The sequence below is a fragment of the Brevibacillus sp. IT-7CA2 genome, from assembly GCF_949767855.1.
Taxonomy (GTDB): domain Bacteria; phylum Bacillota; class Bacilli; order Brevibacillales; family Brevibacillaceae; genus Brevibacillus.
Genome location: NZ_CATKQT010000007.1, coordinates 17,448 through 42,928 on the forward strand (window position 1 = coordinate 17,448; position 25,481 = coordinate 42,928).

The window sequence follows — 25,481 nt, forward strand, 5'->3', positions numbered from 1 at the left end:
CGAAAAATGGATATACACATATAATAAGAAAGTAGGTGATCATACTTGTCCCCGTAGCTCAGCAGGATAGAGCAACGGTTTCCTAAACTGTAGGTCGGAGGTTCGAATCCTCTCGGGGACGCCATTGAAGGAAAAGCCTTGATGTATCAAGGTTTTTTCTTTTTTATGCATACGCCCCTCATCATTTATTTTGGAAAATACGGAGACAAAGAACATGTCTTGAACGTATAACTTGTAGCAGAAAACGATGGAGATAAGGGGTGTTTCCTTTGAAAAAAGTGATCGTAAGCTTGGTCTTGGCGATTTTCTTCAGTGGTTGTAGCTCAGATGCGGTCGTACAAAATCAGACAGCCGCGCCACCTGCAAAAGAAGTAACGAACACTGGCACAGAACCGAAACAATCGGTCGACAACTCTACAAGCTATAACCAAATCGCAAGCTATATGGAAGAAGAGAGCAAAAAAGCTTTCTCTCCCTACTATGAGCTCGTCGAGTTTACCGTATCAGATTATGAAGAGAAGACAGTTGACGGAAAAGTAGAAGCGACATTCGGATATCAAGTGAAATACAAAAACTTTGAGAAAGACCCTGACACCGTGGACTACATCAAAGCGGCAAAAGAAAAGAACGATCCCAACTACCAACAGCTGTATGATGAATATTTGCAGCCCAAGGACATGAGCTTTCATTTGAAAGCCGTAGTTGAAGATGCGGACTCCATAACGCTTTACACCAATGTGAGTCCAAAAGGAATCCAATGGGAAAAGGCAGTCATGTCTGATTTTATCCTGAAGAAATAGATTACCGACTTAACTGTAAGGACCGCGTACTCACGCGGTCCTATTCATTTTTCTCGCACCAGTACTCGTACTCATTGTCGATCCAATCTTTGATATGATCGTAATTCTCCCAAGTATCTTCCACGTGATACACACTTGGCTCACAATCAAACGCTTCTAGATAATGATAGCGATACTCCCCCGTATCGAAATCGAAGTAAAACATCGCGAACTGGTTTCCACCTTCAGTCAGCATGTCTTTTGCAAATACTCCACCCGTCTTCTCATAAACTTCAGGGCCAGTAATCTTCCTTTGTTTAAAATCAGCGATGAGGTTTCCGAAACTCTTTTGAAAATCTTCGCTAACCATATCATTTTCAATCAACCAGCCAATGAAGAAGCCTGTATGTACGTATGCCTGCTTTTGTGGAAGATCTTCCTCAAAGTTTTCGTAATGATATTTCGCTTTATCGTATACCGTTGTCACTAGCAAATCCTCTCTTTCAATTGTCTCATTTTCCAAAAATTATACAGGATAGATTTATTGGTAAAAAGTCATAAGGGGATGAAGAAGGAAGAATAGGAATTTTGTAGCATTTCCATGATGCGGGGTGGTAGTATTTAACTGTTATCTAGAGAGAACCATTGGTTGGTTCGTAGAGGGGTCATATTTCATGCGGAACTTGCTTGCCTATTTTCTTAGCGCTGTAATGATTAGTGTAGTTATCCTTCCTGTAGAACCCGCGTCATCTAGAGGCTCAAGTTCATCTAGCTCCAGTAGTTCAGGCAGAAGCTCAGGTTCGTCTAGTACCAGCTCATATTCGTCTGGCAAAAGTTCAGGATCATCCAGTAGCAGCTCCTATTCTTCGGGAAGAAGTTCAGGGTCATCGAGAACAGGCTCTTCCTCTTCCAGTAAAAGCTCAAGCTCGTACTCTTCAGGAAAAAGCTCAGGCACAACCAGCAAAAGTTCAAGCTCCACGATAAAAAGCTCAAAACCGTCAAGCGGTTTCAAATCATCCAAGCCGGTTAAAATCAAAAAGCATGACGATGATGATGAAGAAAACGTGGAAGAAGATTCAAGCCAAGAAGAGGAGACGAGCGAAGAAGCCGCTGCGGAAGAGGAAAGAATCAAGCGGTCCGAACTCTTAATCCAAATCGATAGCGGTATTGGACCATACCATTTACAACCGAATCAATATTATCAAACGACCATTTGGGGTGACCCAACTCATAATGGCCCCCTATACTTTACCGTACATAATAACGGACAGATAGAAGAGGTAGATGAGAGTGAGATAAATGGGGCAACAGTATTTAACATCCCATACAATTTCGATCCAACACCATTTGAAAAAGAGTTTTATCTTCATAGCCTGCCAACCAATCAAATCTATGTGGCATCCTTTCAATATCAGGATATTTACATGTTTTTAGACCCGGATGGTATCATTTATTGGCTCCCTAAATATGAAGCCTTAGAGAAGAACCTCCCCATCATAGAAGCAAAAGAGGTACTGCTTTCAGAGCAAACACTGAAAATGCATAGCAACGAAATGGCCTTGCATAATTTCCCGAAAAACAAAGTCTACCGGAAGAATATCAATAGAATTCCGAGGTATTTTCTGTTTAACAATGAAGAAAATGTTCAGTTAGTAGGAAAAAAAGAACTTAAGAACTATGAAGTTTTGGAATATGACCAAATGATTGATCCGACTTCTTCTGATCTTATGGGAGAGATCGAAGAAAAAATCCAAGATTCAGGGGTCCCGACAGGATACATATATCAGATGACAGTAAACAATGCCCCGCGACATTTTATCTATTATGGAAGCCGTTCGGTTGGGTTTGTAAAGAACCTGTCGTCTGTTGAAGAAGGATATAAGGTTCGCGATTTTGAACAGGTTGTCCAAAAGATGCGGAAAGAAAAACAAGAAGAAAAGAAAAGGCAATCGATCTGGAAGCTGTATTTGATTACAGCCGGTGCGATTATGCTCGGTATTTTTCCTTTATCCTATTGGTATATGACTAGAAAAAGAAAGAAGAAGAAGCAACCTCCTAACAAGATCATTACGAAAAATACGAAAAGTACGAGAAAGAAAAAGAATGTAGAGCCTGTAAAGCCTGAAAGAACACCGATTCAACAGCCCCTACCCAAAAAGAAAGAAATAAGAGTAGAAGAAAAAAAGAAGTATGACGGCGGACTGTTTCAGCAATTTGAAGCCGCAAACAAAAAAGAACAGTCGAAAAGCTCTGGAAGCGGGCTGTTTGATCAATTTAAAAACAACCATTGATAAGTAAAAACCCGTCCTCAGTTTAGCTGGAGACGGGTTTTCATTCCAATCTATAACGTATACTCACTTAAAATAAACTGCGGAGCTAACAAGTACTCGACGGGATATAAATCATTTCTTCTTGTTAGTAACGCCTTCACTAACCCAATTTGATACTCTCCTGTAACTTCAATGATCACGAACGCATCCTGCTTCTCATTCAGAGGATAAATCACATTGCTCGAATCAAAGACTTTGTGATCCATATCCAATGTAACCAGGTGATAGGGTAGACCTTTCCACTCTGTGCGATAAACCGCAAAAGCTTTATTATCTAACAAGTGAACCAGCTTGTCTTTGGATAAATTAAGTTCAATCCCTGTCATGTAGCCTTGCTCATCGAGATCATTCTGGTACTCCTCATCGATCTCATCGCCAACCGCCTTCTCGTACGTTTTCGTGGAAAAACGCATGTCATCCAACAGCTTTCCCCTGTTGAAATCAATGACTAACGGGATGTGCAACAAGGAAGGATCGACATAACGGCTAATCTTGTTATCCTTCTCCTTTTGATAATCTATCATTTCCTTATCGGGTTGCTGCAAATAAATATAGCCCATGTTGCAGTAAGCATCACATGTAATAATCATGAGGCGTTCCTCTCTTTCTTTGAGAACTTTGAAGAATGGTCAGAATTTTTTGTGTATAATAGAATAGTTTACCAGCAAATGTGAATCGGAGGGAGCATATCGGATGCAAAATGATAAGCGAATCAAATTCATTAACCCTGAAACAATGCCACCTACGTTTGGCTACACCCATGTGGTGGAGGTTCGCAACGCACGGACGATTTATGTATCGGGTCAGGTGGCTCTCAACAAGGAAGGCCAAGTGGTCGGCACAGGCGATTTAGCTGCACAGACGAAACAAGTTTTCGAAAATATTCAATTCGCTTTAGAAGCGTCAGGAGTCAGTTTTGATCATGTGGTGAAATTGACTTTTTTCGTGACCGACATCTCCAAGATGCACATTGTCCGTGAGATTCGAGATCAGTACGTGAATACAGAAACTCCGCCAGCGAGCTCTGCCGTTGAAGTGAGCAAGCTCATTAGGGACGAGCTGTTGATTGAGATTGAGGCTATCGCTGTGGCAGATATATAGTTGACTCATCCCCCTTCTGTTCGATTATTCATCGTTCAGGAGGGTTTTTTTGTGCTCTTTTGGGAAGATTATGGAGCGAGATAAGCGGATCGGCAATGGTACGTATCGGCTCTAAATCTTTTGCTATTGGAGTTGGTTGCATGAATTATATCATCGCAGGTATAGGTTTGATCACGGTATTTTTGCTTGCTTGGCTGGCAAGTAGTAATAAAAAACGTATTCGATATCGTCCTATCCTCATCATGATTCTGATTCAGATCGTGTTTGGCTTACTGCTGTTGCGAACGAATATTGGACTCATTTTAATATCAGGCATTGCCAGCAGTTTTTCTGTACTCCTGGAGTATGCTTACGAGGGGATCAATTTTGTTTTCGGTGGCATTGCGAATCCGGGTGCGTCGCCATTTTTCTTACAAGTTTTACTGCCCATTGTGTTCGTATCCGCACTGATAGGCATTCTGCAATATACGAGGATCCTCCCTTTATTTATTCATTATGTAGGACTTGTGTTGAGCAAAGTGAATGGTATGGGAAAATTGGAGTCGTATAATGCGATTGCCTCGGCGATCGTCGGGCAGTCCGAAGTGTTTATTACCGTGAAAAAACAGCTCGGTGCTATACCCGAAAACAGGCTGTACACATTGTGCGCCTCTGCGATGTCCACCGTGTCTATGTCGATCGTGGGTTCCTTCATGACCATGCTCAAACCAGAGTATGTAGTAGCTGCGCTGGTACTTAACTTATTTGGTGGTTTTATCATTGCTTCCATTATTACGCCGTATGAAGTGAAGCCGGAAGATGATTTGCTCGATCAAGAAAAAGAAGAGAGACAGGCCTTCTTTGAAATGCTCGGGGAGTACATTCTGGATGGATTTAAAGTAGCCGTAGTCGTGGCCGCGATGTTGCTCGGATTTATTGCAATCATTGCGATGGTGAACGGGTTATTCAGTGCGGTATTCGGTATCTCGTTCCAAGCGTTGTTAGGGTATGTCTTTGCGCCCCTCGCTTTTCTTATGGGGGTTCCTTGGCACGAAGCTGTACAAGCGGGAAGTATCATGGCCACTAAAATAGTGGCGAACGAGTTTGTCGCCATCCTCGACTTTACGAAAATTCAAGGTCAGTTAAGCGAAAGAACGGTCGCCATCGTTTCTGTGTTTTTGATCTCGTTTGCGAATTTTGGCTCCATCGGGACAATAGTTGGCGCGGTAAAAGGCTTGAATGAAAGGCAAGGAAATGTCGTCGCCCGGTTTGGACTGAAGCTGTTGTATGGGGCAACACTCGTCAGCATTTTGTCAGGGATTATCATCAGCATTGTGGTGTGAAGGGGACCCTTTCCGGGGTCTTTTTTTGTTAGGTACGGTTTCGTAACCAAATGATGGGGAGCAGCGTCTATCAATTGAGATATTCGTCTTTATTTCTCGGATCGTATCCTTCATCAAAGGAATGGGAATCACGGTTGTTACGCTCTATGAGGACTCTCTGCTTCCGGCGCTTGGCAATCCAATCGATGATGGCTCCAATCAGCAAGAGACCTCCGAAAATAAGTACGACGAGTAACCAGAGTGGCATTCATACAACACCTCACTTTTACTAAAAGATACGTCTTACCAGTGACGAAGTTGCGATGAGACCATTCAAGAGGAGATGAAGTCGGATGAGAAAATGGGTGTGTATGACCGTAGTAGCAGGCTTGATTACGGGAGGCTGTTCACCTGACGCGAGCGTATCAACAGATTCTAAACAACAGCCTGTAACCGAGCAGCAGCAAGAGGCGGGAAATAGCGGGGGCGACCAAAAGCAAGAGAAGCAAACCGCTACTGTGAGCCAAATTATTCTGGACGATCAATTTTTAAAGCAGTTATCCAAAAACGAGATCAGTGGCTTCGATATCCACATCGGGATGAAGCGGGATGAGGTTTCTGCGCTATACGGCAAGGTAACGAAACAGGATTATTGGGATGGCGGGCGCTATGAAGTTTTTGAGAAGCTAGAGAGTGCGCTCATTTATTTTGATGGGCAGGATCGCGTATATGGAATTGATTTGGCTGGTCTTCATCTAAATGAAACGAATCTGGACACAATTCGTAAAAATCTGGGGGCGCCTGTCAGTGAAGAGAAGAGCATGGCCGATCAGGATTATGTCATGTTTTTTGAAGCGGGAGATAACTCCGTATTTATTAGTGCAAAGGACGAGCAATCACCAGCAGACAAAATAAGAATCATCAATAAAAAAATGATCGAGGAATCGCCGCAGAAAGAATAAAGAGAAAAAGCCAGTCAGAAGGCTCGAAAATGGCCTTCAGACTGGCTTTTATACGTTAACAATGGCATTACTCAACCGATCTTTTTCCAAACAGGATAGCGTCCAGCGCGAACTTGGAGCTGCCGCTGATACCAAGAGAAACCAACATCGCTAGCAAGGCCAGATCCAACTCATAACCAGCTCCACCTTCACCGCCCAGGAAGCCGGCAGCGAGCTTGGCTTTAAAGATCGCACCAAGCATGACAACAGACAACGCACCTGCGAACACGCGAGTACCCAGACCGAGAATCAAGGCAATACCACCTACTACCTCCAAGAAGGCAACGAGATAAGCAATGAATGCAGGGAGTCCCATGGTCCCGAAGAAACCAGCGACATTCTCCAGCCCCATTTGGAATTTAGCCACTCCGTGAATGGCAAAAGTAAGACCAGCAATCACACGTAGAATAAGTGCGCTCCATTCAAAACGATTAGACATATATGAATCCCTCCGAAAATTTAAATGCGTAACAAAGTTACTTTTCGTTAGTAAGTATACAATAATAATTTCCTAAGTCAAGTGATTCAATAAAATCCCAACAGTTGGCAAGTGCAATTTTCAAGGTTGATTCGCATCATTGGTTTTGATGGATTGAACAAAGAGCGGTATACTGGAGGGAGAATGAGGTGATACCTATGAAACAGTCTACCCTCTGTCCCAAGTTCGAAAAAGGTATGCAGTTGTTGGGGAAGCGATGGACAGGTCTAATCCTATACCAGTTGTTGTCGGGACCACAGCGATTCTGTGGATTGGAAGGGGCCCTGCCAGTAAGCGGAAGGCTACTTTCTGAGCGTTTGAAGGATTTGGAGAAGGAAGGACTCGTGCATCGGCAGGTGTTTACTGATTCTGCTCCTGTCCGCGTAGAGTATTCCTTAACGGAGATGGGAAAAGCTCTGACTCCAGTGCTCAAAGGAATTGAGTCTTGGTCGCAGAGCTGGATCGAGTTGAATGCAGACGAAATGGCTAACGACAGCGAAGAATAACACAGCCTATATAAAAAAGCATCAGGAGAGTATGCCTGACGCTTGCCACGATGAAAACCCCTGGAGACAGGGGTTTTTCTGTTATTCGTTAATCTTCAAATCTTCAAGAAGGGTCTTCGTTCTTTTCTTGCAAAGCCTTCCACTTTAAAAATTCAATATGGCGCTTGACCTCAACCAGCTCGTCCTCTGTCAGACCATCGACATCTAAAAAGGTCGCCGGTGTTTCCCTGACAGAACCGCGTTTCCAAGATGGTTCCTCCGTGCGCCCGTGGAGAAAATCGGTGGATACTTCAAATAAATCTGCGACTTTGGAAATCAGATGAAAATCGACGCCTTTCTTTTCGCCTGACTCAATTCGCGAAAGTACCGTATTATGTATGCCCAGCTTTTCAGCTAATTGAAGTTGTGACCATTGTTTTTGCTCGCGCAGCCATTTTATGCGTTGACCAATTATGGACATCGTGAGACCACCTTTATCGTTTTGGCAATTCCATTCTAACAATTTTCCAAAACGGAAAAAACAAGATTGCTAATATGACAAAATCTGTATTGACTTTGCTAAAATTGAAAGGATATGATGTAACTATAAATATTTGCCATTTTTGCAAATCAGGAGGAGATAACTGGTGGAACGACTCAACCTCCCGTTTATCGCGCAACGACGTAATGAGTGCAAGCTGACCTTGCAAGAAATGGCGGAAGCACTCGGGTTTCGAAATGCTTCGACATACTTGAAGTACGAGAAGGGAGAATATGACTTCAAGGCTAATCATCTGCCAGTGTTGGCTAAAAAACTACGATGTAACATGCTTGATTTTTTTATTAGGTTAATTTGCTGATTTAGCAAAAGGGGTGGGGGGCTTGAACGCTTGGGAGGCAAATCGAAGGCAGCTGGAAATATGGAGAAAGACCGTCGCTTACGAAATTGAAATGATGGCGCCTCAGAGTATGCCGGCTTGCGAGGGATTTCTCGAGCGCTTGGTCATGTTTGAAAAGGAGTTGGAAAATAGCGCGCGATGCTCATATAGTACGACACATGATGGGAATGATGCCGGGTCGCGTCCGTTACCCATTCAGGAAACAGAAAAAAGCCCGGTACGGACTTCACCGTGACCGGGCATTCTTTGTATTTTACAGCTTGCTGATCTCTTCTTTTAGCAGCTCCGAATGGGTTCCGAAGACAACTTGCACGCTTCCTTGACCCAGTCGCATAACACCTGCTGCACCAAGGTCCTTCAAAGCTTTGTCATTGACCTTCTTGTCGTCCTTCAAGACGAGACGCAAACGAGTGATGCAAGCGTCTACGCTAACGATGTTTTCTTTTCCACCAATGTGAGTGAGCACTTGGATCGCTTTATCCTGCATGGAATTGTTCCTTCCCTTAGCTGTAGCTGTCATATCTTCGTCATCCTCACGTCCTGGCGTCTTGAGGTTCAGCTTTACGATTAGGAAACGGAACAGGGCGTAGTAGACCACGGCGAATGCCAGACCAATCGGGATGATCATCCAAGCATTCGTAGAGAGGTGGTAGTTGATGCCGTAGTCGATCAGACCCGCTGAGAATCCAAAGCCGTGCTTGATACCCAGAGAGGTCACGATATACCCGGACACACCCGTCAATATCGCGTGAACAAAATACAGGAGTGGAGCAGCGAACATGAACGCAAATTCAACTACCTCGGTAATCCCGGTCAGGAACGAAGCGAGAGCTGCACCAATAAACATAGAAGCAACTACTTTGCGTTTTTCAGGGCGCGCTGAGTGAATAATAGCGAAAGCCGCTCCAGGAAGTGCGAACATCATGATCGGATAGAAACCAGTCATAAACATTCCTGCTGATGGGTCTCCCGCAAAGAAACGATGCAAGTCGCCGTGTACCACTTTTCCTGTCGCATCGGTAAAGTCACCGATTTGGAACCAGGCAATCGCATTGAGTACGTGGTGCAAACCAAATGGAACGAGCAATCGGTTGAAGAATCCGAACAAGAAAGAACCTGTTGCGCCGAGACCTACGATCCAAGAACCCAATGAGTCAAGGGCAACCTGGATCGGCCCCCAAATGATCCCGAAAATCAAGCCGACGACAACCATGGAAAGAGAAGTGATGATCGGGACGAAGCGTTTTCCACCAAAGAAGCCTAGCCATTCTGGCAGCTTGATCGAATGGTAGCGGTTGTAGAAAAACGCTGCAATACCACCCGCCATAATACCACCGATGACACCCATGTTCAGTTTTAAATCGTCCGCGATGAAAGGCATGGCAGCAGGAACAGCTGCAAGTACTTTCGTCAATACGACGTAGGCAATGACAGCGGCCAAAGCAGCAACAGCATCTCCAGCCAAGCCAATGGCAACACCGACAGCAAAGATTAAAGCCAGGTTGTCAAAAATGGCTGCACCGCCAGCAGCCAAAAGCGGAGCGATGTACGAGTCCATGAATGCACCAAAGGCGCCGAGATTGAGGTCCTTCTCGAATTTGAGAAGACCAAAGCTTTGCAAAATCGCTGCGGCTGGCAACGTTGCGACCGGGAGCATGAGGGCTCTCCCAATCTTTTGCAGAAAAGCGAGCATAGGATAAAACCTCCTTGGGATGGAATGAATTTATCAGGGAAGCCGCTCTCCGGATAAATGCAAAATGATGAGGGCACAAAGAATAAGCCGGAGAGAGACCATTCTGATCGATATTGGAAGCGCTTTCGGTACTCGGGTGACAAAACCTTTTATAAGGCTTTGTCTTTCAGATATTGAACGACCTCGTCTACAGTAGAGAGTGCAAGAACGTGCTCGGCAAGTTGTTTGGCTTCCTCTACGCTGGTGGAGCGGATACGTTCTTTGACTTTTGGCATGACCGAAGCGGCACCGCTGAACTCATCGAGTCCCAATCCGAGCAAGAGCTTGGTCGCTAACGGATCTCCGGCCATTTCCCCACACAGCCCAGTCCAAATGCCCGCCCTATGGGAAGCTTCGATGACTTGGGAAATCAATCGTAATACGGCCGGATGGTAGTAGCTGTACAGCTCGGCGATATTGGCATTCATCCGGTCTACAGCCAAGGTATATTGAACGAGATCATTCGTGCCGATGCTGAAAAAGTCTACCTCTTTCGCAAACGCATCTGCTTGCAGGCAGGCACCCGGAATTTCCATCATCATGCCTACTGCGATCTTCTCGTCAAAAGCGATCCCTTCTGCTCGCAGCTCTGTTTTCGCTTGCTCCAGCAGTCGTTTGGCTTCACGCAGCTGCTCCAGATGGGAAATCATCGGGAACATGATCAGCAGGCGACCAAATGCGCTAGCACGCAAGAGAGCGCGTAATTGCACCAGGAACAATTCCGGTCTGGCTAACGAGATCCGCATGGCGCGGAAACCAAGGAACGGGTTTTCCTCCTGTGGAAGTGCGAGTGCCGGCAAATGCTTGTCGCCGCCAACATCCAAGGTGCGAATGATGACCGGCTTGTCGCCAAAAGCAGCGGCTACGTGCTTGTATGCAGCAAATTGTTCGCCCTCATCGGGAAGGGTGCTGCGATCCATGAACAAAAACTCGGAGCGGAACAACCCGATTCCTTCTACACCAGATGCAATCAGTGCATCAGATTCTTCTGGCACAGCCATGTTTGCCATCAGGTGAACGCGGTGACCATCGGTAGTTTCGGCAGGCAGTTCCTTAATGGCTTCGTACAATTGGCGTTCCTTCTCTTCCTGCGCGGCCTTTTCCTGATAGGCAGCCAGTGTATTCGCATCAGGCGAAACAATCAACTGTCCGGATGTGCCGTCGATAATCAGCAAACTTCCGGAATCTACTTTTTCCATCAAGGTCTCGCCTGCACCCATGACAGCGGGAATACCGAGAGAGCGTGCCAATATGGCTGCATGGGAGGTAGCGCCACCTTTTGCCGTAACAATTCCCCGTACATGCTGGAGCGGAAGCTGAAGCGTCTCGGATGGAGTGACGTCCCAAGCAACCAGAATAAAAGGCTCTTCCGGGTAGGAGATGACGGTGTCACCGCCCGAAATATTTCGAATCAGACGGCGGCTTACATCACGAATATCATCCGCGCGCTCTTTCATGTAGGCATCGTCCATACTCTCAAAGAGAGCGATGAACTGATCGGCTACTTGCGAGACGGCGGCAGATGCCACCAGTTGTTGATTTTCGATGAGCGCACTCATCTCCCCGACAAATGCCGGGTCATCCAAAAAGGCAATATGAGCAGAGAGGATGGCCGCCTTTTCCGAGCCTAATTGTTCCTCTGTCTGTTCTCTTAGCTTTTCCAGTTGTTCGCGTGCTTGCTCTACGCTCTTGTTAAGTAGTCCTAACTCCTGAGTCGTATCCACTGGAGTGGTGGACTCTGCCTGCGTGATGGCTGTTTCGTGTGTGAGGCGTAAAACAGGGGCAATTGAAATGCCAGCGGATACCGGGATTCCTTTTAACATACATCCTTCACCTTCCTGTCCGTCGTTTACACTATATGTTTGACGAGGATTGCTCCAATAGCTGCTGAATCGCAGTGGCTACGTTTTGTTCATCCGCTCCGTCGATCTGAACGGTCAGGGTGTCGCCTTGGGAGACACCCAACGTCATGATGCCGAGAATGCTTTTGCCATCTGCGTGTTTTGTCCCTTTGCTCAGCGTAATCTTTGACTGAGATTGCGACGAACAATTCACGAGTAGAGCTGCTGGTCTCGCGTGGAGCCCACCCTCTACATTGACGGTTACTTCAAATTGAACCATGTTGTACCTCCCTCAACCATGCGCTTCGTTTATTTTAAGACGACAGTCATAAGTGGCTCTTGGCCTGCTTGCACAGTTGCTTTTGCCACCACATTTTTTTCAGCAACCCGATCACCGTTTGTAATAACGATCGGTGTTACGATCGGACAACCCGCATCTTCCAGTACACTCTTGTCGAATTGGATGAGCTTGTCGCCAGCTTTCACCTGATCGCCGACCGAGACAAACGGAGTAAAGCCTTTCCCGTTTAATTTCACAGTATCAATTCCGATATGCATCAATATCTCAAGACCACTTTCAGTCGACAGCCCGATCGCATGGTGGGTAGGGAAAAGATGCGTTACCTTTCCATCGACAGGGGAGACGAGCGTGTCTGCACTTGGCAAAATCGCTACACCATCACCAACGACTTTACCTGCGAATACAGGATCAGGAACTTCGGACAGGGGTAGTACGGTACCTGTTAATGGTGCAAGAAAGGTTACCTCTTGTTGTTGTTTTTTCCGGGAAAAAAGACTGCGTAGCATAGTATCCTCCTTTTGCGTCTGAACCAAAAAAGGCATGAGACGGTTGAATTCATACGACGACATACTTACTATGTCCGTATGATCTCACCGCTCATGCCTAGTCGAGCTAGTAACACGCAGGATTATGATTTAATTTTGTTGTAATAAGCGATAAAGGTGCAGAGCCATGTAACCAACCTCGTCTTCTGGTACAGCGATCTCGAGACGGGTGGAGATGTATTGAGCCAGCTCTGTTGCCAATTGATAGGCTTCTGGCATGGTGGTTTTGACTCGGTCCAGAAGCGGGTTCTTGATGAATTTTTGTTGACGGATGCGCTCAACGGCAAAGCGCAAATGCGTAATGAGGCGAACGTAATCAATGGTACTGCGTTCAATCGTAATGGCTGTTCGCTCTTCAATCAGGCTTACCAACTCCGTGATGATGTTGGTGAATTGGACAGCCTTTTTTACTGGGACGTAGCTGATCGCGGAGTGAATGTGCAAGGCCAGAAATCCGATTTCACTATCTGGAATGTCCAGGTCGAATGCGTTTTTGATCATATCCGCTGCCCGATTCGCCAGCGCGTACTCCTTCGTGTACAGCGTCTGGATTTCGAACAAGAACGGATTCACGATCTCCATACCGTTATTGAGCCGATAGATGGCAAACTGGATATGGTCAGGCAAGGCAACGTGGACGTGTTCGTTCAATTCTGGCGTAATCTCCATCGCAATGAGAGCGATGATTTCTTCCGCAATTCCTACGACAGCAGGATCTACTTGGCTCAGGATGTTCTGATACTGCTTCTGGTGGCTTTCATTTTCGAGCCTGAAGCGCTTTTCCACACGCAAGTCTTGGGCGGGGATGGTAATCCCGGGTTTTGCGCCAAATCCGATTCCTTTTCCGAACAGGACAATTTCTTGGCCGGATCCGGGTTCTTCCACGAGTACGACGTTATGGTTCAACACACGCGTAATTGCGTACGTTTTTTCCTTTTCACGGGACAATCCATTCCACCACCTTTTGATAGACAAAAACGGTCCATGACCGTATTTGCTTACCGCAAGCGGTCACATCCAATTTAATGAAAAACGCCGATGAACCATGACGTTAATCAGAAAAAAGAGCCGAAAAAACCTTTTTAACAAGAAAAAGATCTTCTCGGCTCATGCCTGCATTACCAGTAACACGCCTTGTGAAAACGCTTCAATTAAAGCTTATAATAGCTCACGTCTCGTACATTGTCAATCACCCTGTTTACGTGAAAAAACACGGTGGGCAGGAGATGCAAGAGCCTGTCCCGAATTGTTTGAACCATCAGGATAAGAGCAAAACAAAGCCAAGCGGACGCCTCATAGCAATCCGCCTGTTTTGTTACTTGGTGTACTTGTCGGCAATCGTAGATGCACAGAAGGAGTTCGGTTTGATTTCGGCACGAAAGTGATTGGTTTCTGCTAAGCTCAACAAAGACTGGATAAACTTACGGGTAGGGCCATTCGTACCGATATCAAAATGCAGGCGGATGGGAGTATCTAAGTGGTGGTCCCGCAAATATTGGCGTACTTCTGTGGCAAGTCCGACTGCGTACATCGCTTCCTGAAATATACGCTGTTGCAAGGATGAATACCGGCGTTCCTGAAATTTGTGATAGAAGAAGGTACCCCCATGGCCGGGACGAATCACTGTGATAACAAGGGCAAAAAAAGTCCCGCGGCTTTTTAATTGAGAGTCGGCCCCCACAATAATTTCAAATGGACCATCTATTGATGAGATGGTATGTTCGATGTGGGAAAACACTTCTTCTTTTGCCAGTAGACCTCTAGTCGGACTGTGAAAGCGATCAAATAACGTATTTGCAGAGGTTAAGCCCACTCACATCCCTCCAGAAAGAGGCTAACAAAGATTTGCATACTTCTTCCTTACATCATTAATGTATGTAATCTCTCAGATAGTATGTGAACGGGTAGGGACAAAAACTTCTTGAATCAACTTTTTTGGGTAAAATGGTCCGTTTGTTCGGGACGAAAGACTGTTTTTGAAGGAGCTTTAGGGAAACGTGATACAAACAAATGAACATGATTATTATATGAAACAAGCCATGGAAGAGGCCCGGAAAGCCGCTGCGATTGGCGAGGTTCCGATCGGTGCGGTCATCGTGCGCGACGGGGAAATCGTAGGGCGTGGCTACAACTTGCGGGAAACACAAAAAGACCCTACCTTGCACGCGGAATTGATCGCGATACGGGAGGCAAGTGAACGCTTGGGTGGATGGCGCTTGATCGGATGTACGCTGTACGTGACATTGGAGCCGTGTCCAATGTGTGCGGGTGCAATCGTTCAAAGCCGCATCGAACAGGTCGTGTATGGCGCTCGCGATCCGAAGGCGGGCTGTGCCGGGACATTAATGAACCTGCTCGCGGAACCGCGCTTCAATCATCAGGTGCCAGTCATAGAGGGTGTGCTTGCAGAGGAATGCGGGCAGATGCTCAAGGACTTCTTTCGTGGATTGCGAAAAAAAAGACAGCCGGTACAGGAATGACCGGGCTGTCTGGACAAACCGTCTGCATGCAGGCGGTTTTTATTTGTTTACGTTTTGCAGCATGTGCAGCTCTTCTTCAGTCAGTTCGCGATACTCACCAGGGGCAAGGGACGGGTCAAGGTGAAGCGGGCCCATACGAATCCGTTGCAAATAGGTGACCTGCAGGTCGAAAGCAGCAAACATCCGCTTTACCTGATGGAACTTTCCTTCCATGATGGTGACACGAATCTCTGATGTTTCTCCCGGAGAGAGAATCTCCAGCTTGGCTGGCAGTGTAGTGAAGTCCTCTAATTCCACGCCTTTGGCGAACTCCTGTACATGGTGCTGAGTGACCCGGCCATCGATGCGTGCAAAGTACTCCTTGTCCACTTTCTTTTTCGGGGACAAGAGGCTATGGGAGAGGTGACCGTCATTGGTCAAGAGCAAGAGACCCTCTGTATCAATATCCAGTCGGCCTACCGGATGCACCTTGATAGCCCACTCGTATGGGAGCAAGTCCACTACGGTTTCATGAACATTGTCCTCTGTAGCAGAAACCACTCCAGGCGGCTTGTTCAGCAAAACGTATACCCAGCGCTTAAAGTTAAGCGGTTCTCCATCCACAAGAATTTCCTGTTCCTCGGCAATGACATGCATCCCAGGGTCTGTTGCGACAACGCCGTCCACGACGATCAGTCGCTGTTTCACTAATGCTTTCACTTCCTTGCGTGTGCCGATTGCCATATTGGCCAGCACCTTGTCCAAACGTTCACGTTTCATATATGTTCCTCGCTTTTCTTCTGATCGGATACCAATCGTGTGTGCTGTTATTAGTTTGGCCTAATGAGCCGCGCAAATCAAGGGGAATGCAGAGGAATGAGTCTTGCATTTTTGACTGTATTTTGCTATAGTAGATAATGTTTCTGACAAACTAAATATGGAGAGATACCCAAGTGGTCATAAGGGGACGCACTCGAAATGCGTTAGGCGTCGTGAGGCGTGCGTGGGTTCGAATCCCACTCTCTCCGCTTAGATTTTTCGGATCGAAGAGAATGAAGCATATTTTTGCCAGTGCGGCAGAAGTATGCTTCATTTTTTTATATCACAAAACTGTAAGCAAATCTCATTTTTGCGTCTAATAAGGTACAAACCCATAAAAAGGAGCGTACGAATGGATTCCGATGATCGAATAGAGCGATGGTTCCAGCAATACGGCCATGATATTTACAATTACCTCGCGTATTTTACCGGACGTAGAGATGTCGAGGATTTAGTCCAGGAAGTTTTTACGAAGGCGCTCAGAGCCTTATCAAGTTATGAAGGCAGAGCACAGCCCAAGACATGGCTTCTGACCATCGCGCGCCATGCAGCGATTGATTATAGGCGAAAGCAAAAAATGATGGATTGGTTCCCCGAAAACGTCCTTCGACTCCTCACTTCCAAAGAGCGCACACCTGAGAAGGCATTGGTGTTAAAGGAACAATTGCAGGAAGTTTATGAAGCGATGAATCATCTCAAAAGCACGTATCGAGAAGTTCTAATCCTGCGATTGATCGAGGGAGTATCTACAGCAGAGACAGCAGAAATTTTGGGCTGGAGTGAAGCAAAAGTCAGCACAACGCTTCATCGGGCCATAAAAGAATTGCAAATACAAATGGGCAAGAGCGGCAGGGAGGTCAATCTACATGACGTCATCTATTGAAGAAAAAGAGATAAGCACAGTGCTGCAATCATTTCCGTCGCTTCAGATGGATGAGGACAAGCGACGTGAAATCGCGAGTTATATCCGTCGAGAAAGGGAGCTGCTCGTACAAATGAAAAGGCGAAAAAAGTATGCCAAGGTCATCGGGGGGGCAGTTGCTTCATTTGCTTTATTGTTTATCGCATATCAGTGGATGCCTTCGGAGGTAACCTCATCCGTGCCAAGCGCACAACAGATGAAAACAGGGGAGAGTCAAAAGGCACAAGCCGCGGAAACTACGTCCCAAGCAGATATGGTTCTGACCCTCGATTCACAAATTCAGGAGTATGTAGAAGAAGCGATACATAAGACCGGCAAAGCCTATCAGCCCGAAAATATGACGGTAATCGTTACCGATCCAAATACCGGAGAAATCCTTGGGATGGGGAATCTGAAACGACCCAATGATCAGGTTCCACACATAGTAAGGGCGATACCAGATCCTGTGGTCGCATTTCCGATCGTGACGTTGGCGGTTGCTATTGAAGAGGGGAAGTATAAGGATAACGAAACTTACGAGTCCGGAACCTACGAGATTACCCCGGACAAGTTTATAAAAGATCGTAATGTTGGTAAGGGCTGGGGACAGATTACGTATTCAGAAGGTATCCAACGTTCTTCTCAAGTAGCTTTTGCCAAGCTCAGTGAACAGATACCCAATGACTCATTGCAGCAATATTTTGAACGGTTCGGGTTTGGAGCGAAAACGGGCACCGAACAATTAAATGAACAGTCTGGAAGGATACCCAATATGGATACTCCTTATGATAAGGCAATGGCAGCTTATGGACTTGCTGGTTCTGCCTCTGCAATTCAACAAGTAGCTGCTGTCGGAGCCATTGCCAACGGTGGTGAGTTAATGAAACCACATATGATGAAGGAGGAAATGAACCACGTTGACAAAGGGCGTCGAGTTATATCAGAAGAAACAGCCAAACAGGTTCGAGAAGTTTTAGAAGCGTTAGTAAAAAACAAACCTGGCTCAGATACAGCCTTTTCCATAAAAGAACATAGAGTCGCTGGGCGAACAGGAATAGCAGAGAAACGCGACCAGCAAGGAAAAATTATCGAAGGAAAATATACGTATTCGTTTATCGGCTTTGCACCAAGCGATGATCCAAAGCTATTGGTTTACATAGCTGTCGATAACCCGAATACAGACCTCTGGTTAGGATTATGGGGGAAAGAAATTGTTGCTCCCCCTTTCAAAGAAATCATGGAAAACAGTTTGCAGTATCTCCAGCAACGATAATCGACCCATCCATCAAAAAAGGAAGCATAGCGGCATACCCCTAAAGGTATCCGAATGCTTCCTCTCTTTGTTTTCCCCATCCTACTTCCTACAAAAATAAGGCCCACACCATTGGGTTTCATGGGTCTTCACATACGTCCACGTAAAATCCTTATCCACGACATACACATCGTATTCCATTTCCAAGTCCGCGACAGAAAACGCCGAAGCATTTTCCAAGATCAACACTTCGTTGGAAAGCTGGTAAAACAAATAGTACGACTCATGGGCAACCTGCTGAAAGGCTTCATCCGCTTCCTCGCGTTCAAGACAATCCCTCAGCTTATTGCTAAATAAATGCCACAGATACCCCTGGTAGCCGTCTTTATTTTTGAGAAATATCCTCTCTTTATCTTCTTCGGTCAGATGGCTCGCAAAATGCTTCTCCCATTCTTCCCGTAAGTACGGTCCCCAAATTGACAGCTCTGTTGTCTTCGTGTTCTTCTCCTTCATCCGATCAGCTAGTTTCATTGGGCGCCTCCATGTTGGTACAAGTTCATCTCTAAGGAAATACGTATGAAAGAGTGGGTCGGTAACATCTCGCCTATTGACAAAGAAAAACTAGGTGCATATCATAATACCCATAGGGGTATACGTATAAAGTTGATCAATCACATTTTCAACCAAAATGTAGGAGGTAGACAACATGTCTGTACAATCGAATTTTACCGCTGATAAAACATTAGATTGCAAAGGCTTGGCATGTCCAATGCCTGTCGTACGCACAAAAAAAGCGATGGAAGAGATGTTACCGGGTCAAGTGATGGAAGTACAAGCGACTGATAAAGGCTCAATGGCCGATTTGAAAAGCTGGGCAAACAATACCGGGCATGAATTTCTGGGCTCGATTCAGGAGGGGGAGGTATTAAAGCATTTCCTGCGAAAAGCGAGTACCCATGAGGTGAAGGAGGAGACGAACTTCTTGCGGACCATTTCTAATGAAGAACTACAAAAAAAGCTTGAAGTCAACGAAAAGCTGACACTCATTGATGTGCGGGAGCCAGCAGAATACGCTTTTCACCGCATTCCTGTAGCCATTTCAATACCCCTAGGAGTATTAGAACAGCGCTTGGATGAGCTACAGCCCGATGACGACCTCTATATCATCTGCCGATCCGGCAAACGTAGCGACATGGCTTGTCAGTTGCTGGCTGAAAAAGGTTTTACCAAAATCACCAATGTAGTACCGGGTATGTCCGGCTGGAATGGCCCGGCAGAAAAACAATAAGGGGGAGAGAAAGATGATGGAACAACAAACAAATGTGAAGGCAATGACAGCACACGAGCTAACGCAGCTTCTCTTTGCGAAGGAGGAATTGTTTATTCTCGACGTTCGCAATACGAGCGATTATGAGAATTGGCAAATCGAAGGACATCGTGTCATGAGCGTGAACATCCCTTACTTTGATTTGCTGGATGGGGTGGAGGCTGTTCTTGATAAAATCCCTGAGAAACAGAAGGTGTTGGTCGTCTGTGCGAAAGAGGGCTCGTCCATTTTTGTCGCAGAGATGCTAGCAGAAGCGGGCTTTACGGATGTTTTTTACCTGCAAGGAGGAATGAAGGCGTGGAGTGAGCATCTGGAGCCAGTGAAGGTGGGTGATCTCCGTGATGGCGGTGCGATTTATCAGTTTGTCCGCATTGGAAAAGGCTGCTTGTCTTACATGATCGTATCAGGAGGGGAGGCGGCTGTCGTCGATACATTGCGGATGACGGATGTGTACGAAGCATTTGCAGCAAAGCATCAATGGACGATCAAATACACCATCGATACCCATCTGCATGCGGACCATATTTCCGGTGGAAAGAAGCTGGCAGATCGGCTCGATGCATCGTATTGGCTTCCAGAAAAAGATGCGGAAGAAGTTACGTATTCCTATCGTAAGCTAGAGGAAGGGCAGGAAATTCAGGTGGGTGCGACCAAAATCGCGATCCTGCCGATCTATTCCCCCGGACATACCATCGGGAGTACGTCACTGATTGTTGATGATACGTATTTTCTCACGGGAGACAGTCTGTTCGTCGCTTCGATCGGACGCCCGGATTTGGCTGGGAAAGCAGAAGATTGGGTGGGAGACCTGCACAACACCTTGTATAATCGATATAAAGAGCTTCCCGAGCATTTAGTCGTGTTGCCTGCTCATTTTGGCAGCTACACCGAGCTTGGACCAATGGGTGTCGTATCTGCTCGTTTGGGTGATTTGTATCGCAACAATCCAGGGCTAACGATTGCGGATGAAAGTGAATTCCGGCATATCGTTACGCATCATTTGCCGCCGCAGCCGAATGCGTATCAAGAGATTCGCCAAGTGAACATGGGGAAATTAAAACCGAGCGAAGAGGAACAACAAGAGATGGAAGTAGGGCCAAATCGCTGCGCCATTCACGATAAATAACGAAAAGATAACAGGAGGAATGAAAAACATGGCGGATATTGTGGTAGATACAAAAGGTCTGGCTTGCCCGATGCCTATCGTCAAAGCAAAAAAAGCAATGGACGGAATGCAATCCGGTCAAACCATGGAAGTACTCTCGACGGATAAAGGCTCTCTGAACGATTTCACCGCATGGGTCAAGCAAACAGGGAATGAGCTGGTTTCCCATGAGGTTGAGAACGGTGTGTACAAATTTTTAGTGAAAAAGCTGTAGGGAGACAGAAGCGATCACTATTGGATGAAGCCGCTAACGGTTCGTGTAGTGCTCGCTTACTCCTGATTTTCATAAACGATACGTACGCCAAGGTGCGTATAGATTTCTTCTTTGTAGTGGCCATTAGGGCATTGTTTTTCACTGAATAAGGCATTTTTGTGTGAGCGCAAAGGTTCTTGGCAGGTGGGGCACCGGTGCTGAAAAATGGATTTGAAAAAGCGGACCATTTAAATCACCTTATTCGCAGTTATTTACTCGGAATTAATTTTACTTGAAGATCGTTCATTTGAAAAGAGGGTTGAGCATTCCGATGTGTTAGGTGGGAATGCGAGGAGGATATATGGACGTTTTACTGCTTCTGCTCATGGTCTCTCTCGGTTTTGTCGGCTCCTTTTTTTCCGGATTGCTCGGGATTGGCGGAGCGATCATCAGCTATCCGATGCTTCTGTTTATACCACCGGCACTAGGTGTGGCGCAGTTTTCCGCCCAGGAAGTTTCGGTGATATCGATGTTTCAAGTATTTTTCGCGTCGCTGTCTGGCGTACTGGCTTTCCGCAAAAGAAACGGGAAAAACTCGCCCCTGATTCATAAAGGACTCGTCAGAGATATGGGGGTAAGCATCTTGACGGGAAGCCTGATTGGTGCGGCTCTCTCCCAATACTTGTCGAATGAAAGCATCAATTTGGTATACGGGATACTGGCGATCATCGCCGTGATTTTGATGCTCGTGAAAAATAGGGGAACAGAAGCGGCAGCAGGGGAAGTCACATATAACCGCTTCATTGCTGCTGGTGCTGCGTTTGCTGTAGGCATCATATCCGGGATTGTCGGTGCAGGGGGAGCGTTTATCCTCATTCCCATCATGCTGACCGTGTTGAAAATACCTACGCGCGTGACGATTGCCTCATCTTTGGCCATTGTATTCATCTCCGCAATAGGTGGTGTGATCGGGAAGCTGTCGGGTGGGCAAATTCCGCTCTTGCCCGTATTGTATACGGTCATCGGAAGTGTTTTGGGGGCGCCGGTGGGCAGTATGGTCAGCGCCAAGAGCGATGTGAAATATTTGCGTTATGGCCTGATTGTGCTGATCAGTGGAACGGCTATCAAGATTTGGAGTGACATTCTATAAGGAAAGATGCTTTTCGTTGCAAAAGCTTCTTTCGCTTATCTTTATACCTATACAAGTATAAGTATTGAAAAGGAGTGTTCTTACATGGAAAAACAAAAAGAAAAAACGACGATTGTGTTGTTCAGCGGTGACTTGGATAAAGCGATTGCAGCCTTTATTATTGCGAACGGAGCTGCGGCCTATGATCATGATGTCACGATTTTCTTCACCTTCTGGGGGCTGAATACCATGCGCAAGGACGAGATCGTGAAGGTAGAAAAGGGATGGCTTGAAAAAGCATTCGGTTGGATGATGCCAAGAGGCGCCAAGAAGCTCGGACTGTCTAAAATGAACATGATGGGCATGGGACCAGAAATGATCAAGCATGTCATGAAAAAACACAATGCCCTGACGCTTCCACAACTAATCGAGCTGGCTCAGGAGCAGGGAGTGAAGCTGGTCGCTTGTACGATGACGATGGACTTGCTCGGTCTCAAACAGGAGGAATTGCTCGACGGAATGGAGTATGCAGGTGTAGCCGCTTATTTTGGGGATGCGACACAGGCAAAAGTAAACCTGTTTATTTAAAACAGCTCGCGTAGGCGCTTCGCTTGACATTGCCTGTATTTCGCATAAGATACCTGTATGTAAGGTAGTTCCAAGATTGATACGTATGCCTTGTCGTGAAACAGGAGGAATTCATATGGATTACAACTACAGTGACGATATCAAAAGACGTTTACGCCGAATCCAGGGACAGGTTGGCGGTGTGCTGAAAATGATGGACGAGCAGAAAAACTGTAAAGACGTAGTAGCGCAGCTCTCCGCTGTTCGCAACGCTTCAGACAAGGCGATTGCCCAGATTGTAGCGGAAAATCTGCAACGCTGTTTGTTAGAAGAACAGGCTGTTGGTGGAGACACGAGCAAGCTGGTGAAAGAAGCCGTAGAGCTTTTGGTCAAGAGCCGTTAAACCGATTTTGGAGAGGAGCTTCCTATGAGTTTCACTACGATTCTTTTGCTGATCGCTTATGCGGTAATTATTTGGTATGTCATCTCTCGCTTCGTTCCTGTGAAGGGATTGGAAAATCTCAAGTCAGATCAGTTCAAGGAACGGGTCAACCAAAAAAGCAGGGTGCTGCTCATCGACGTACGTGAACCGCACGAATATAAAGCGGGTCATATTCCATCAGCGGTGAACATCCCTTTGTCTCAGCTCGACCATCGTGCAAAAGAAATTTCCAGCAAGAACGATATATTGCTATACTGCCGGAGCGGGATGCGAAGTAAGCAGGCAGCAAAAATTTTAAAGAAACACGGCATTCCTCAGATGGCGCATCTGCAAGGCGGGTTCATTACCTGGAATGGTCCGACGAAAAAGAAGTAACAGCTAGCACCTGGTGTATGTGTGAATACCCGGGTGCTTTTTTTATGCGATGAAAAAACAGGGTTGACATTTTGTTTCGTTGTAACTAAAATGATTACAACAGGGCGATGCGGTAACGCCTATTATTTTCGAGAGAGTTGTAACTAAATAAGTTACATCTACAACATACAAAACGGAGGGAATATCATCATGAAGATTGCAATTGTAGCAGCAAGCGGTAAAGCAGGTAAGGTGATTATGAAAGAGGCGTTGGATCGTGGTCATCAAGTGACAGCGATTGTGCGTGATGCATCCAAAATCGAGCAAGCCGACGTAGCTGTCATTCAGAAAGATGTGTTTGACCTGACAGCAGCAGATTTGAACGGCTTTGACGTAGTCGTGAACGCTTTTGGTGCACCAGCAGGTCAGGAACATCTGCATGTAGAGTCAGGGAAGGCTTTGATTGAAGCGTTGAAAGGTGCTCCTACTACACGTTTGCTCGTTGTAGGTGGTGCAGGCAGTCTGTTTGTAGACGAAGCCAAAACACTGCGTCTCGTAGAAACTCCTGATTTCCCTAAGGCTTACTTGGCAACTGCGCAAAAGCATGGAGAGTACTTGCGTGTATTGGAAGAGTCAAACGGCATTCAATGGACCTATATCAGTCCATCTGCCTTTTTTGATCCATCAGGGGAGAAAACAGGCGCGTACCAACTCGGAAAAGACCATCTGCTAGTGAACGCTAGCGGCCAGAGCTATGTGAGCTATGCCGACTACGCAGTGGCGTTGCTCGATGAAATCGAAAATCCGAAGCATCGCAATGAACGCTTCACAGTAGGCTCCTAATCTCGATTGGAATTAGGCTCCTTAACAAAAAGACCAGCTTCCTACCTAAAGGATAGCTGGTCTTTGTTGTGTATATAGATTATCTGCCAATCCCACCGACGAATGGGTAGGAAAACGGGCGTCCATTTAAGGAATAGATGATACCTTTAATCGGGTAGTAGATCGCCATCAGTCCAAACACAATCAGGAACGGAATCCCAATCAACAAGAAGGTGAAGAACCAGGAAATTGCGATGAGCACCGTCATAATGATGTGGAAGAACAAAGCTTGCAGCGCCATATTTTTGGCGTCACGATTTTGTACGAGCAGCCAGACAAGAATGGGCACAAGGATCGGTGCAAAAAATGTGCTAGCGTGCGTTATGACTTTTACACCTTTATAATCCATAAATAAGTCCTCCTTGATTAGATGTAAAACTTGATCTACTGTCATTGTAACGTATGGAAACAGCTCGAAAAACCATCATGAGCGTGATTATTTACTCCGACTATAGACGGAGGAATTTTTATTTCCATTCGTTTACTGTTATAGTAGTAAGAAAATCTTTCGTTTTTGGTAGATAATTCGTAATGTTTTTTGGATATGATAATGAGATAGGCAAGAATTGAGGAGGGAGCATATAGACATGATGATCGATTGTCATCATCCATCCAGCATGAAGGATCGGATGATGTTCTTCTATAATTTTTTGCGGTCACCTGGCCAGGTAGGTAGTATTACCCCTAGCTCCCGTGCGCTTTGTAAACAAATGGTTGCGCCCATCGACTGGGAGCAAGCACATACAATTGTGGAATTAGGAGCAGGAACGGGGATTTTTACGAAGTGGATCGAGCAAAAGAAAAACCCGGAAGCCGTACTGGTATCCTTTGAAAAGGAGACCAAGATGCGCAAAAGGTTGGAACCACTATTTCCCGATGTACGATTCCAAGAAGATGCGGTAGATTTGAATCGGGTTCTTTCGGAAGCGGGATTGGGCAAAGCCGACTGTATTTTGTCGGGACTGCCATTTGCCAACTTCCCACAAGAGCTGCGTGATCAAATTATGGATCAGGTATATCATGCGCTAAAACCAGGCGGAGTATTTGTCGCCTTTCAATATTCGCTGCAAATGAAAAAGCAGCTTTCCTCTGTATTTGAGCAAGTATCGGTGAAGATGGTTCCATTGAATCTGCCACCTGCCTTTGTCTACATTTGCCGGAAGGATGATGGCAAGGGTGTCGGCTAGGAGGATTTCTA

At 46.0% G+C, this 25,481-nt stretch carries 34 protein-coding genes and 2 tRNA genes; 22 read left to right on the forward strand and 14 right to left on the reverse strand.

Annotated features, from left to right (window positions below):
* Positions 1–47 precede the first annotated feature (47 nt).
* Both ACM6JA_RS04495 and ACM6JA_RS04500 read left to right on the forward strand, forming a co-directional pair.
* Positions 48–124: transfer RNA gene (locus tag ACM6JA_RS04495), tRNA-Arg, on the forward strand.
* Between the two features lie 136 nt (positions 125–260).
* Complete coding sequence (locus tag ACM6JA_RS04500) at positions 261–800, forward strand: hypothetical protein (RefSeq protein ID WP_414851374.1); 540 nt, start codon at positions 261–263, stop codon at positions 798–800.
* Between the two features lie 40 nt (positions 801–840).
* Here ACM6JA_RS04500 and ACM6JA_RS04505 read toward each other — a convergent pair whose 3' ends face one another.
* Positions 841–1,266, reverse strand: coding sequence for a hypothetical protein (locus ACM6JA_RS04505; RefSeq protein ID WP_414851376.1), 426 nt, complete (start codon positions 1,264–1,266; stop codon positions 841–843).
* Positions 1,267–1,453: 187 nt separating this feature from the next.
* On the opposite strand from ACM6JA_RS04505, the gene ACM6JA_RS04510 reads away from it, so the two are divergent.
* Positions 1,454–3,070 carry a hypothetical protein gene (locus ACM6JA_RS04510; protein WP_414851377.1) on the forward strand — a complete coding sequence of 539 codons (1,617 nt, stop codon included), beginning with the start codon at positions 1,454–1,456 and terminating at the stop codon, positions 3,068–3,070.
* A 50-nt stretch (positions 3,071–3,120) separates the two neighbouring features.
* Here ACM6JA_RS04510 and ACM6JA_RS04515 read toward each other — a convergent pair whose 3' ends face one another.
* Positions 3,121–3,699, reverse strand: coding sequence for a hypothetical protein (locus tag ACM6JA_RS04515; RefSeq protein WP_414851378.1), 579 nt, complete (start codon positions 3,697–3,699; stop codon positions 3,121–3,123).
* Between the two features lie 103 nt (positions 3,700–3,802).
* Here ACM6JA_RS04515 and ACM6JA_RS04520 point away from each other — a divergent pair, with 103 nt between their 5' ends.
* Both ACM6JA_RS04520 and ACM6JA_RS04525 read left to right on the forward strand, forming a co-directional pair.
* Positions 3,803–4,210 (forward strand): RidA family protein, encoded by a 408-nt coding sequence (locus tag ACM6JA_RS04520; protein WP_414851379.1) that lies wholly within the window; start codon positions 3,803–3,805, stop codon positions 4,208–4,210.
* Between the two features lie 140 nt (positions 4,211–4,350).
* Positions 4,351–5,532, forward strand: a complete 1,182-nt coding sequence (locus ACM6JA_RS04525) for a NupC/NupG family nucleoside CNT transporter (RefSeq protein WP_414851380.1) — start codon at positions 4,351–4,353, stop codon at positions 5,530–5,532.
* Positions 5,533–5,602: 70 nt separating this feature from the next.
* On the opposite strand, the gene ACM6JA_RS04530 is transcribed toward ACM6JA_RS04525, so the two are convergent.
* On the reverse strand, positions 5,603–5,779 hold the full coding sequence (locus ACM6JA_RS04530; protein ID WP_007719793.1) for a hypothetical protein: 177 nt from the start codon (positions 5,777–5,779) through the stop codon (positions 5,603–5,605).
* Between the two features lie 85 nt (positions 5,780–5,864).
* On the opposite strand from ACM6JA_RS04530, the gene ACM6JA_RS04535 reads away from it, so the two are divergent.
* On the forward strand, positions 5,865–6,473 hold the full coding sequence (locus ACM6JA_RS04535) for a hypothetical protein (protein ID WP_414851381.1): 609 nt from the start codon (positions 5,865–5,867) through the stop codon (positions 6,471–6,473).
* Between the two features lie 67 nt (positions 6,474–6,540).
* Here the strand turns inward: ACM6JA_RS04535 and ACM6JA_RS04540 are convergent, their stop codons facing one another.
* The gene (locus ACM6JA_RS04540; protein ID WP_007719798.1) at positions 6,541–6,951 is read right to left on the reverse strand and encodes a DoxX family protein; all 411 of its coding nucleotides are present in this window, start codon (positions 6,949–6,951) and stop codon (positions 6,541–6,543) included.
* Positions 6,952–7,148: 197 nt separating this feature from the next.
* Here ACM6JA_RS04540 and ACM6JA_RS04545 point away from each other — a divergent pair, with 197 nt between their 5' ends.
* Positions 7,149–7,496, forward strand: coding sequence for a winged helix-turn-helix transcriptional regulator (locus tag ACM6JA_RS04545; protein ID WP_039960453.1), 348 nt, complete (start codon positions 7,149–7,151; stop codon positions 7,494–7,496).
* Between the two features lie 103 nt (positions 7,497–7,599).
* Here the strand turns inward: ACM6JA_RS04545 and ACM6JA_RS04550 are convergent, their stop codons facing one another.
* The gene (locus tag ACM6JA_RS04550; protein WP_414851382.1) at positions 7,600–7,956 is read right to left on the reverse strand and encodes a helix-turn-helix domain-containing protein; all 357 of its coding nucleotides are present in this window, start codon (positions 7,954–7,956) and stop codon (positions 7,600–7,602) included.
* A gap of 166 nt (positions 7,957–8,122) precedes the next feature.
* On the opposite strand from ACM6JA_RS04550, the gene ACM6JA_RS04555 reads away from it, so the two are divergent.
* Complete coding sequence (locus ACM6JA_RS04555) at positions 8,123–8,335, forward strand: helix-turn-helix domain-containing protein (RefSeq protein WP_414851383.1); 213 nt, start codon at positions 8,123–8,125, stop codon at positions 8,333–8,335.
* Between the two features lie 13 nt (positions 8,336–8,348).
* Complete coding sequence (locus tag ACM6JA_RS04560) at positions 8,349–8,609, forward strand: hypothetical protein (protein WP_414851384.1); 261 nt, start codon at positions 8,349–8,351, stop codon at positions 8,607–8,609.
* A gap of 18 nt (positions 8,610–8,627) precedes the next feature.
* On the opposite strand, the gene nagE is transcribed toward ACM6JA_RS04560, so the two are convergent.
* From nagE to ACM6JA_RS04590, 6 genes are all read right to left on the reverse strand, one after another.
* Positions 8,628–10,067, reverse strand: a complete 1,440-nt coding sequence (gene nagE, locus ACM6JA_RS04565) for an N-acetylglucosamine-specific PTS transporter subunit IIBC (RefSeq protein WP_414851385.1) — start codon at positions 10,065–10,067, stop codon at positions 8,628–8,630.
* 149 nt (positions 10,068–10,216) lie between these two features.
* Positions 10,217–11,929, reverse strand: a complete 1,713-nt coding sequence (ptsP, locus tag ACM6JA_RS04570; protein WP_414851386.1) for a phosphoenolpyruvate--protein phosphotransferase — start codon at positions 11,927–11,929, stop codon at positions 10,217–10,219.
* Between the two features lie 31 nt (positions 11,930–11,960).
* The gene (locus ACM6JA_RS04575) at positions 11,961–12,227 is read right to left on the reverse strand and encodes an HPr family phosphocarrier protein (protein ID WP_012683821.1); all 267 of its coding nucleotides are present in this window, start codon (positions 12,225–12,227) and stop codon (positions 11,961–11,963) included.
* Positions 12,228–12,256: 29 nt separating this feature from the next.
* On the reverse strand, positions 12,257–12,754 hold the full coding sequence (locus ACM6JA_RS04580; protein ID WP_409176508.1) for a PTS glucose transporter subunit IIA: 498 nt from the start codon (positions 12,752–12,754) through the stop codon (positions 12,257–12,259).
* A 129-nt stretch (positions 12,755–12,883) separates the two neighbouring features.
* Positions 12,884–13,741 carry a glucose PTS transporter transcription antiterminator GlcT gene (gene glcT / locus ACM6JA_RS04585; RefSeq protein WP_414851387.1) on the reverse strand — a complete coding sequence of 286 codons (858 nt, stop codon included), beginning with the start codon at positions 13,739–13,741 and terminating at the stop codon, positions 12,884–12,886.
* A gap of 367 nt (positions 13,742–14,108) precedes the next feature.
* Complete coding sequence (locus ACM6JA_RS04590) at positions 14,109–14,606, reverse strand: ribonuclease H-like YkuK family protein (protein ID WP_007719824.1); 498 nt, start codon at positions 14,604–14,606, stop codon at positions 14,109–14,111.
* Between the two features lie 184 nt (positions 14,607–14,790).
* On the opposite strand from ACM6JA_RS04590, the gene tadA reads away from it, so the two are divergent.
* Positions 14,791–15,273 carry a tRNA adenosine(34) deaminase TadA gene (gene tadA, locus ACM6JA_RS04595; RefSeq protein ID WP_390240123.1) on the forward strand — a complete coding sequence of 161 codons (483 nt, stop codon included), beginning with the start codon at positions 14,791–14,793 and terminating at the stop codon, positions 15,271–15,273.
* A gap of 39 nt (positions 15,274–15,312) precedes the next feature.
* On the opposite strand, the gene ACM6JA_RS04600 is transcribed toward tadA, so the two are convergent.
* Complete coding sequence (locus tag ACM6JA_RS04600) at positions 15,313–16,032, reverse strand: pseudouridine synthase (protein ID WP_414851388.1); 720 nt, start codon at positions 16,030–16,032, stop codon at positions 15,313–15,315.
* Positions 16,033–16,191: 159 nt separating this feature from the next.
* On the opposite strand from ACM6JA_RS04600, the gene ACM6JA_RS04605 reads away from it, so the two are divergent.
* The 3 genes from ACM6JA_RS04605 (at position 16,192) to ACM6JA_RS04615 (ending at position 18,245) form a co-directional block, all read left to right on the forward strand.
* Positions 16,192–16,280, forward strand: a tRNA-Ser gene (locus ACM6JA_RS04605).
* A gap of 143 nt (positions 16,281–16,423) precedes the next feature.
* A complete protein-coding gene (locus ACM6JA_RS04610; RefSeq protein ID WP_414851389.1) occupies positions 16,424–16,954 on the forward strand; it encodes an RNA polymerase sigma factor in 531 nt (176 codons plus the stop codon).
* A complete protein-coding gene (locus ACM6JA_RS04615) occupies positions 16,938–18,245 on the forward strand; it encodes a penicillin-binding transpeptidase domain-containing protein (protein WP_414851390.1) in 1,308 nt (435 codons plus the stop codon). Before ACM6JA_RS04610 ends, ACM6JA_RS04615 begins: the two co-directional genes overlap by 17 nt.
* 81 nt (positions 18,246–18,326) lie before the next feature.
* On the opposite strand, the gene ACM6JA_RS04620 is transcribed toward ACM6JA_RS04615, so the two are convergent.
* Positions 18,327–18,755 carry a DUF4275 family protein gene (locus tag ACM6JA_RS04620; RefSeq protein ID WP_414851391.1) on the reverse strand — a complete coding sequence of 143 codons (429 nt, stop codon included), beginning with the start codon at positions 18,753–18,755 and terminating at the stop codon, positions 18,327–18,329.
* A gap of 175 nt (positions 18,756–18,930) precedes the next feature.
* On the opposite strand from ACM6JA_RS04620, the gene ACM6JA_RS04625 reads away from it, so the two are divergent.
* The 8 genes from ACM6JA_RS04625 (at position 18,931) to ACM6JA_RS04660 (ending at position 24,244) form a co-directional block, all read left to right on the forward strand.
* Entirely contained in the window at positions 18,931–19,512 is a 582-nt protein-coding gene (locus ACM6JA_RS04625) for a sulfurtransferase TusA family protein (protein WP_414851392.1), read from the forward strand.
* Between the two features lie 13 nt (positions 19,513–19,525).
* The gene (locus ACM6JA_RS04630) at positions 19,526–20,677 is read left to right on the forward strand and encodes an MBL fold metallo-hydrolase (protein ID WP_414851393.1); all 1,152 of its coding nucleotides are present in this window, start codon (positions 19,526–19,528) and stop codon (positions 20,675–20,677) included.
* Positions 20,678–20,705: 28 nt separating this feature from the next.
* The gene (locus tag ACM6JA_RS04635; protein ID WP_007719853.1) at positions 20,706–20,930 is read left to right on the forward strand and encodes a sulfurtransferase TusA family protein; all 225 of its coding nucleotides are present in this window, start codon (positions 20,706–20,708) and stop codon (positions 20,928–20,930) included.
* A gap of 340 nt (positions 20,931–21,270) precedes the next feature.
* On the forward strand, positions 21,271–22,059 hold the full coding sequence (locus ACM6JA_RS04640) for a sulfite exporter TauE/SafE family protein (RefSeq protein WP_414851394.1): 789 nt from the start codon (positions 21,271–21,273) through the stop codon (positions 22,057–22,059).
* An 84-nt stretch (positions 22,060–22,143) separates the two neighbouring features.
* Complete coding sequence (locus tag ACM6JA_RS04645; RefSeq protein WP_414851395.1) at positions 22,144–22,626, forward strand: DsrE/DsrF/DrsH-like family protein; 483 nt, start codon at positions 22,144–22,146, stop codon at positions 22,624–22,626.
* Positions 22,627–22,741: 115 nt separating this feature from the next.
* Positions 22,742–23,008 carry a metal-sensitive transcriptional regulator gene (locus ACM6JA_RS04650; RefSeq protein ID WP_414851396.1) on the forward strand — a complete coding sequence of 89 codons (267 nt, stop codon included), beginning with the start codon at positions 22,742–22,744 and terminating at the stop codon, positions 23,006–23,008.
* Positions 23,009–23,032: 24 nt separating this feature from the next.
* Complete coding sequence (locus tag ACM6JA_RS04655) at positions 23,033–23,422, forward strand: rhodanese-like domain-containing protein (RefSeq protein WP_414851397.1); 390 nt, start codon at positions 23,033–23,035, stop codon at positions 23,420–23,422.
* Positions 23,423–23,611: 189 nt separating this feature from the next.
* The gene (locus ACM6JA_RS04660; protein WP_414851398.1) at positions 23,612–24,244 is read left to right on the forward strand and encodes an NAD(P)-dependent oxidoreductase; all 633 of its coding nucleotides are present in this window, start codon (positions 23,612–23,614) and stop codon (positions 24,242–24,244) included.
* 79 nt (positions 24,245–24,323) lie between these two features.
* Here the strand turns inward: ACM6JA_RS04660 and ACM6JA_RS04665 are convergent, their stop codons facing one another.
* On the reverse strand, positions 24,324–24,632 hold the full coding sequence (locus tag ACM6JA_RS04665) for a DUF4870 domain-containing protein (protein WP_069852527.1): 309 nt from the start codon (positions 24,630–24,632) through the stop codon (positions 24,324–24,326).
* Positions 24,633–24,870: 238 nt separating this feature from the next.
* On the opposite strand from ACM6JA_RS04665, the gene ACM6JA_RS04670 reads away from it, so the two are divergent.
* Entirely contained in the window at positions 24,871–25,470 is a 600-nt protein-coding gene (locus ACM6JA_RS04670; RefSeq protein WP_414851399.1) for a class I SAM-dependent methyltransferase, read from the forward strand.
* The last annotated feature ends 11 nt before the right edge of the window (positions 25,471–25,481 follow it).

Excerpts from the sequence above, each read along its gene's own strand:
- ACM6JA_RS04510 (WP_414851377.1), top strand. The coding sequence starts at position 1,454 with ATGCGGAACTTGCTTGCCTATTTTCTTAGCGCTGTAATGATTAGTGTA.
- ACM6JA_RS04515 (WP_414851378.1), bottom strand. The coding sequence starts at position 3,699 with ATGATTATTACATGTGATGCTTACTGCAACATGGGCTATATTTATTTG.
- ACM6JA_RS04520 (WP_414851379.1), top strand. The coding sequence starts at position 3,803 with ATGCAAAATGATAAGCGAATCAAATTCATTAACCCTGAAACAATGCCA.
- ACM6JA_RS04525 (WP_414851380.1), top strand. The coding sequence starts at position 4,351 with ATGAATTATATCATCGCAGGTATAGGTTTGATCACGGTATTTTTGCTT.
- ACM6JA_RS04530 (WP_007719793.1), bottom strand. The coding sequence starts at position 5,779 with ATGCCACTCTGGTTACTCGTCGTACTTATTTTCGGAGGTCTCTTGCTG.
- ACM6JA_RS04535 (WP_414851381.1), top strand. The coding sequence starts at position 5,865 with ATGAGAAAATGGGTGTGTATGACCGTAGTAGCAGGCTTGATTACGGGA.
- ACM6JA_RS04540 (WP_007719798.1), bottom strand. The coding sequence starts at position 6,951 with ATGTCTAATCGTTTTGAATGGAGCGCACTTATTCTACGTGTGATTGCT.
- ACM6JA_RS04545 (WP_039960453.1), top strand. The coding sequence starts at position 7,149 with ATGAAACAGTCTACCCTCTGTCCCAAGTTCGAAAAAGGTATGCAGTTG.
- ACM6JA_RS04550 (WP_414851382.1), bottom strand. The coding sequence starts at position 7,956 with ATGTCCATAATTGGTCAACGCATAAAATGGCTGCGCGAGCAAAAACAA.
- nagE (WP_414851385.1), bottom strand. The coding sequence starts at position 10,067 with ATGCTCGCTTTTCTGCAAAAGATTGGGAGAGCCCTCATGCTCCCGGTC.
- ptsP (WP_414851386.1), bottom strand. The coding sequence starts at position 11,929 with ATGTTAAAAGGAATCCCGGTATCCGCTGGCATTTCAATTGCCCCTGTT.
- ACM6JA_RS04575 (WP_012683821.1), bottom strand. The coding sequence starts at position 12,227 with ATGGTTCAATTTGAAGTAACCGTCAATGTAGAGGGTGGGCTCCACGCG.
- ACM6JA_RS04580 (WP_409176508.1), bottom strand. The coding sequence starts at position 12,754 with ATGCTACGCAGTCTTTTTTCCCGGAAAAAACAACAACAAGAGGTAACC.
- ACM6JA_RS04600 (WP_414851388.1), bottom strand. The coding sequence starts at position 16,032 with ATGAAACGTGAACGTTTGGACAAGGTGCTGGCCAATATGGCAATCGGC.
- ACM6JA_RS04610 (WP_414851389.1), top strand. The coding sequence starts at position 16,424 with ATGGATTCCGATGATCGAATAGAGCGATGGTTCCAGCAATACGGCCAT.
- ACM6JA_RS04615 (WP_414851390.1), top strand. The coding sequence starts at position 16,938 with ATGACGTCATCTATTGAAGAAAAAGAGATAAGCACAGTGCTGCAATCA.
- ACM6JA_RS04620 (WP_414851391.1), bottom strand. The coding sequence starts at position 18,755 with ATGAAACTAGCTGATCGGATGAAGGAGAAGAACACGAAGACAACAGAG.
- ACM6JA_RS04625 (WP_414851392.1), top strand. The coding sequence starts at position 18,931 with ATGTCTGTACAATCGAATTTTACCGCTGATAAAACATTAGATTGCAAA.
- ACM6JA_RS04630 (WP_414851393.1), top strand. The coding sequence starts at position 19,526 with ATGATGGAACAACAAACAAATGTGAAGGCAATGACAGCACACGAGCTA.
- ACM6JA_RS04635 (WP_007719853.1), top strand. The coding sequence starts at position 20,706 with ATGGCGGATATTGTGGTAGATACAAAAGGTCTGGCTTGCCCGATGCCT.
- ACM6JA_RS04640 (WP_414851394.1), top strand. The coding sequence starts at position 21,271 with ATGGACGTTTTACTGCTTCTGCTCATGGTCTCTCTCGGTTTTGTCGGC.
- ACM6JA_RS04645 (WP_414851395.1), top strand. The coding sequence starts at position 22,144 with ATGGAAAAACAAAAAGAAAAAACGACGATTGTGTTGTTCAGCGGTGAC.
- ACM6JA_RS04650 (WP_414851396.1), top strand. The coding sequence starts at position 22,742 with ATGGATTACAACTACAGTGACGATATCAAAAGACGTTTACGCCGAATC.
- ACM6JA_RS04655 (WP_414851397.1), top strand. The coding sequence starts at position 23,033 with ATGAGTTTCACTACGATTCTTTTGCTGATCGCTTATGCGGTAATTATT.
- ACM6JA_RS04660 (WP_414851398.1), top strand. The coding sequence starts at position 23,612 with ATGAAGATTGCAATTGTAGCAGCAAGCGGTAAAGCAGGTAAGGTGATT.
- ACM6JA_RS04665 (WP_069852527.1), bottom strand. The coding sequence starts at position 24,632 with ATGGATTATAAAGGTGTAAAAGTCATAACGCACGCTAGCACATTTTTT.
- ACM6JA_RS04670 (WP_414851399.1), top strand. The coding sequence starts at position 24,871 with ATGATGATCGATTGTCATCATCCATCCAGCATGAAGGATCGGATGATG.